This is a genomic window from Sphaerospermopsis sp. FACHB-1094, assembly GCF_014696195.1.
GTDB classification, from domain to species: domain Bacteria; phylum Cyanobacteriota; class Cyanobacteriia; order Cyanobacteriales; family Nostocaceae; genus Sphaerospermopsis; species Sphaerospermopsis kisseleviana.
In genome coordinates this window covers 1-5,204 of record NZ_JACJPT010000196.1, presented here as the reverse complement: position 1 = coordinate 5,204, position 5,204 = coordinate 1, and the positions used below count along the sequence as shown (strand labels likewise).

Sequence of the window (5,204 nt, the reverse complement as noted above, 5' to 3'; positions counted from 1 at the left end):
GATTTCAAGAGATGGCAAAGAAATTTTCAAATCTCCTCCTGACTCCTGACTCCTGACTCCTGACTCCTATGCCCTCACGGAAAGACTTTCTCAGCAACCCCTATTTATATATGTCTTGGGAAAGTAGACAAAATCATCATTTAAAAGCCCTAAATAGTAATAGTGTTTAACCAAAAACCTTTCTAAGTTTTCTGGTTGTGTACGTGAGAAAAAAAATATGACTACAACCTTATTACAACCCAATTCCTTGGAATCATTACTAGGTAAAGAAGCAGAAGATTTGCTAACATATAAAGCCAAGGTTTCTTCAGATTTGCTGCATTTACCAGGAGCAGATTTTATAGATCGAGTTTGGATCAATAGCGATCGCTCTCCCCGTGTGGTAAGAAATTTACAACAAATCTATTCTACCGGACGTTTAGCAAATACTGGCTATCTTTCTATCCTCCCTGTGGACCAAGGTATTGAACACTCAGCGGGGTCTGCTTTTGCACCTAATCCAATTTATTTTGATCCCGAAAATATTGTGAAATTAGCAATAGAAGCAGGTTGTAATGCTGTGGCTACAACTTTAGGTGTATTAGGCAGTGTGTCCCGCAAATATGCCCATAAAATCCCCTTTATTGCCAAAATAAATCATAATCAATTGTTGACTTATCCTAATCAATTTGACCAAATTATGTTTGCAGACGTTTGGCAAGCTTGGCATTTGGGGGCAACCGCAGTCGGGGCAACAATTTATTTTGGTTCACCAGAGTCTGATAGACAAATTCAAGAAGTAAGTCAAGCTTTTAAACACGCCCATGAATTGGGTATGGCAACTGTGCTTTGGTGTTATTTGCGAAATAGCAATTTTCAACAAGATCAAGATTATCACTTAGCTGCTGATTTAACTGGACAAGCGAATCATTTGGGTGTCACCATTGAAGCGGATATCATTAAACAAAAATTACCAGAATGCAATCATGGTTATGAAGCAATTGCTAAAGCTACAGGTAAAAGTTACGGTAAAACTGATGAGCGAGTTTACACAGAATTAACCACAAAACACCCCATAGATTTAACTCGTTATCAAGTATTAAATTGTTATGCTGGCAGGGTAGGATTAATTAATTCTGGAGGTACTTCTGGTAAAAATGATTTTGCTGAAGCGGTAAGGACTGCTGTAATTAATAAACGTGCTGGTGGTACAGGATTAATTTCTGGCAGAAAGACTTTTCAGCGTCCGTTTGAGGAAGGGGTGCGCTTGTTTCACGCTATTCAAGATGTTTATTTATCACATCAGGTAACTATAGCTTGATTTTGCAGCTTGATTTTGCAGCTTGATTTTGTTTTGTTGCAAATACCTGATGTATGAAATGATTTTTTGATACCGCAGCATGGTGTAAGCCATCAAAGTCTCATCATGGGGATAGGAAACCTGTAGGGGTTTAGCATTGCTAAACTCCTACTGCTGTATTTAGGGTTTGCTGAAAAAGTCCCTTCGTTGAGGCAGGGAATAGGGAATAGGGAATAGGGAATAGGGAATAGTTTGAGCTATCTGTTATCCCCAGATTTTCTAATTTATCAGACCCAAAATGCACAGTTTTTAAGGTGTACCCTTCAAAAATCTTGCACTTTCTTTCCTCCTGATCAGCCTCAAACCTTTTATTTACAAGTATTTTGGGTTTATTCAGCAAGCCCTATTTACATTACTTTTTATATACATTTAACCAACCCCAAGTAAGACGTTAGTTAAAGGAGATTTTTTTAAGATTTAGGCATTTGTAAAATATTCAAAAGGACATTTTTCTCATGTGGGAAATAAAGAGATTATTTAATCAAATTCACCGCCAACTTGCTATATTGATGTTAGCTGGTTTAATCTGGTTAATTGGCTTACCTATGCTTTCGGCTCAGGCTGCTGGTTATTATTCCCTGAAAAACCAAAAGCCAGAAATAACTCGACCATATTATTCTAATAAAGCTGGGAAATTAGTGAGAACTGATGTTGTTAGACCTTTTTACTCAACTAAAGAAAGGGGGAAAGCCAAGGTATATACAACACCAGAAATAGGTGATGATTATATCGAAAGTGGCAAGCGTGCAGGTGAAGTAATTCCTAAAGATTTGGGAACTGGAAGTAGACAAAAAAATCCGATCAAGATGCTCAAACGTGCAGGGGAAGAGTTGGGTAATGAACCCCTAAAACGAACTTTTGGCGCACAGGATTATGAAAAGAGTGAAATTGAACAGGAGTTAATCAGAAATAAAGCTGCAAGAGGAGATTATTAAGTAGGGGTTGCTGAGAAAGTCTTTCCGTGAGGGCATAGGAGTCAGGAGTCAGGAGTCAGGAGTCAGGAGTCAGGAGTCAGGAGTCAGGACTCAGGAGGAGATTTGAAAATTTCTTTGCCATCTCTTGAAATCCCCAAAAATGCACACTTTTTCCGGTATACCCTTCAAAACCCTTGCACTAATTTCTGTGTTTATCAGCCTCTAACCTTTGATATATCAAGGTTTTAGGTTTATTCAGCAAACCCTAAGTAAAAATTGACAATTGACCATTGACAATTGTTTCATTTAAGGTTTAAAACCTCCCCTTTCCAGGGAAAAAAGCAAAAAATTCCGCAGAATAGGCTTCTTGCCTTCTGCCTTCAGCCTGATCATAACGACAATTTTTAACGCTTACCTACTTATCACTGTTGAATATGGCTGTGTAAAGCCACAAGAGTTTCCGCTAATTGGTTTAAACGAGTTTCCAGAGATTGTTTACGTCCAAAAAGCTGACGTAATTTTTGGTAACGGGCAATAGCCATGCTAACTTGAGGAACTTGATCAACTGGACATTGACGCGACCAGGCTTTACCAGTAGCATCAATTCCACAAAGGCGGTAGCCAGTACGGGATGATTGATAAGAAGCATTCTCTTTTGACTCGCAAATCTCTTGCACATAATCCATTAGTCGTTCAACTTCCCCATGACGCAGGGTTGCAGTTCCCCCTGGTTCTGGTTCTTGGGGATTCGACTCTAACCAGCCATTAATCACTGGACCTTCTAAATAAATATCCTGAATTTGCTGGAGAATTGATTGTAATTCTGTTTGCCATCCTGCTACAATCTCTTGAATCTCTTGTAAAAGATTCATCGCTAATGCTGGATTTGCACCGTGACGATGGTTACTAAAGCTCGGTGTTTTAAACTTGGGTAAGCTAGGTGTTTTGACTTCAGTTTCTTGGGCTGGGAAAGTTTGTACGGAATTATGTTTAGAAAATAAATGTGGCTGTGATTGGGGATTGGTTTCTTTATTGGTATTTATATCAACTGTGTTAATGTCTTGATTGGCTGAATTTTCTTTAACTTCTTGGCTTTTTTTAGCTCCGATGCTAATTCTAAAGGAGAATGGGCGTTTTGTCCCATCACTGGTTTCTGGTGGTAAGTCGGTACTACGTATCCCTAAATCATGTAAAGTTGCCTCAATGCGTTTTAAACCTGGTTTCATAAACAGATCCTAAAGCTTCTTGTGCTGCCGATACTTTTTAACTATTATCATATCTTGCACCATCATCTTATTGTGAAAATCTAAGTCTACAACCCTGATTATTGCGTAGGGTGGGCAATGCCCACTGCACTTTTATTGAGAAGGTGCAAGATGTGAGTTTTGGAAGTTTGTCAAAAGTGCAAATTTATCTGGTTTTCTTGTGCAAAGGGTTGGTAGGCGTTGTATTTTTATTGGCAATTAATATAATTAATTATGAGTAGAGTTATTTTAGTAACAGGTCCAGCACGTTCAGGAAAAAGTGAATGGGCAGAAAATTTAGCAATTCAGTCCGGGAAACAGGTTATTTATATAGCAACAGCAATGGAAAATCCCCAGGATCAAGAGTGGCAAGAACGCATTGAAAAACACAAACAACGTCGTCTACAAGATTGGGTAACTCTGTGTGTACCTGTGGAACTGGCGGACACTCTCAGTAATGCCAAATCTGATACCTGTATTTTGATTGATTCTTTGGGAACTTGGGTAGCTAATTTTTTGGAAGAGGATGATTTAAGCTGGGAAAAAACCTTAGCAGAATTGTTAGAAGTAGTACGTTTAATTGATGCTGATTTGCTGTTTGTTGCTGAAGAAACTGGTTGGGGTGTAGTTCCAGCTTATCCTATAGGTCGAAAATTTCGCGATCGCTTAGGTAGTTTAGTCCGTCAGTTAGGTGCAATATGTGAATCGGTTTACTTAGTAACTGGTGGTCATGTTCTTAATCTCAGTGTTCTTGGGTTTCCCTTACCACCAAGCAAATCTTAATGCAAAATTAAGGATTAATGGACTCAGATTCCCTCATTTAAATCTACAATTAATATATGGCAAACAAACAAAACGTAAAAAAATATCTTGCTCACTGGTTTCAATTAGGGAAGAAAGTGATAGTCGGTCATAGTAATCAAAGTTTCTTGCCTAACCCAGTGCTAAAGGGCAATAACTATAGTCCAGAGTTTGAAGAGTGTTGGCAACAAATTCTTGCCTTAGAAACCCGTGATTGTTATTTAGAAGATACTCAAGAAAACATAGCCGAACTGCTAACCCCAACTTGGGAAGTCCTGCCTTGTGGGCGCTGCGCGATGCCAGTACCTGTTAAAACTATGGGAATGCCATCAATATTGTGTCCTTGTTATTATTTGCCTACTTGGCCTAATAATGAACTACCACCGCCAAGATGTCCAGTTAATACTCAAGAACAATTGATAGAAATTCGCGATCGCTTGCTGGAAAATGTGCCTTCATCAATTTAACAATTTGTTCACAAAATAAGTTGTTAAATTATTTTTTGAAATTATTTTTGATTTTCACTCATAATTGCAGAGATCCCGACTTCTTTAAAAAGTCCGGGATCTTTTTGTTTACTTGCTTTCTTCCAAAATCAAAATCGAATCCGCACTGCGTCCAAACTCTTCTGGTGTATATTGCATATACAGGACAAAGAAATGTTTCCAGAGTCACAGAAAGAACTAAGTAGGGTTTGCTGAATAAACCTAAAACCCAGATATATCAAAGGTTACACGCTGATAAAGAGGAAAAAAGTGCAAGGGTTTTGAAGGGTATACCTGAAAAAGTGTGCATTTTTTGGAATTTCGAGAGATAGCAAAGAAATTTTCAAATCTCCTCCTGACTCCTGACTCCTGACTCCTGACTCCTGACTCCTGACTCCTGACTCCTGACTCCTGACTCCTG

At 38.6% G+C, this 5,204-nt stretch carries 5 protein-coding genes; 4 read left to right on the top strand and 1 reads right to left on the bottom strand.

Annotation, left to right across the window (positions count from 1 at the left end; genetic code table 11):
* Nucleotides 1-217 precede the first annotated feature (217 nt).
* Nucleotides 218-1,300 carry a class I fructose-bisphosphate aldolase gene (locus H6F47_RS26775; RefSeq protein WP_096567025.1) on the top strand — a complete coding sequence of 361 codons (1,083 nt, stop codon included), beginning with the start codon at nt 218-220 and terminating at the stop codon, nt 1,298-1,300.
* A gap of 494 nt (nt 1,301-1,794) precedes the next feature.
* Nucleotides 1,795-2,274: a hypothetical protein gene (locus H6F47_RS26770; protein ID WP_190347109.1), complete on the top strand. Its 480-nt coding sequence runs from the start codon at nt 1,795-1,797 to the stop codon at nt 2,272-2,274.
* 401 nt (nt 2,275-2,675) lie between these two features.
* Here the strand turns inward: H6F47_RS26770 and H6F47_RS26765 are convergent, their stop codons facing one another.
* Nucleotides 2,676-3,479 (bottom strand): hypothetical protein, encoded by an 804-nt coding sequence (locus H6F47_RS26765; protein WP_137668968.1) that lies wholly within the window; start codon nt 3,477-3,479, stop codon nt 2,676-2,678.
* 252 nt (nt 3,480-3,731) lie between these two features.
* Between H6F47_RS26765 and cobU the strand changes: the two genes are divergently transcribed.
* Nucleotides 3,732-4,280 (top strand): bifunctional adenosylcobinamide kinase/adenosylcobinamide-phosphate guanylyltransferase, encoded by a 549-nt coding sequence (cobU, locus tag H6F47_RS26760; RefSeq protein ID WP_096567019.1) that lies wholly within the window; start codon nt 3,732-3,734, stop codon nt 4,278-4,280.
* Nucleotides 4,281-4,336: 56 nt separating this feature from the next.
* Nucleotides 4,337-4,765, top strand: coding sequence for a hypothetical protein (locus tag H6F47_RS26755; RefSeq protein WP_096567017.1), 429 nt, complete (start codon nt 4,337-4,339; stop codon nt 4,763-4,765).
* The last annotated feature ends 439 nt before the right edge of the window (nt 4,766-5,204 follow it).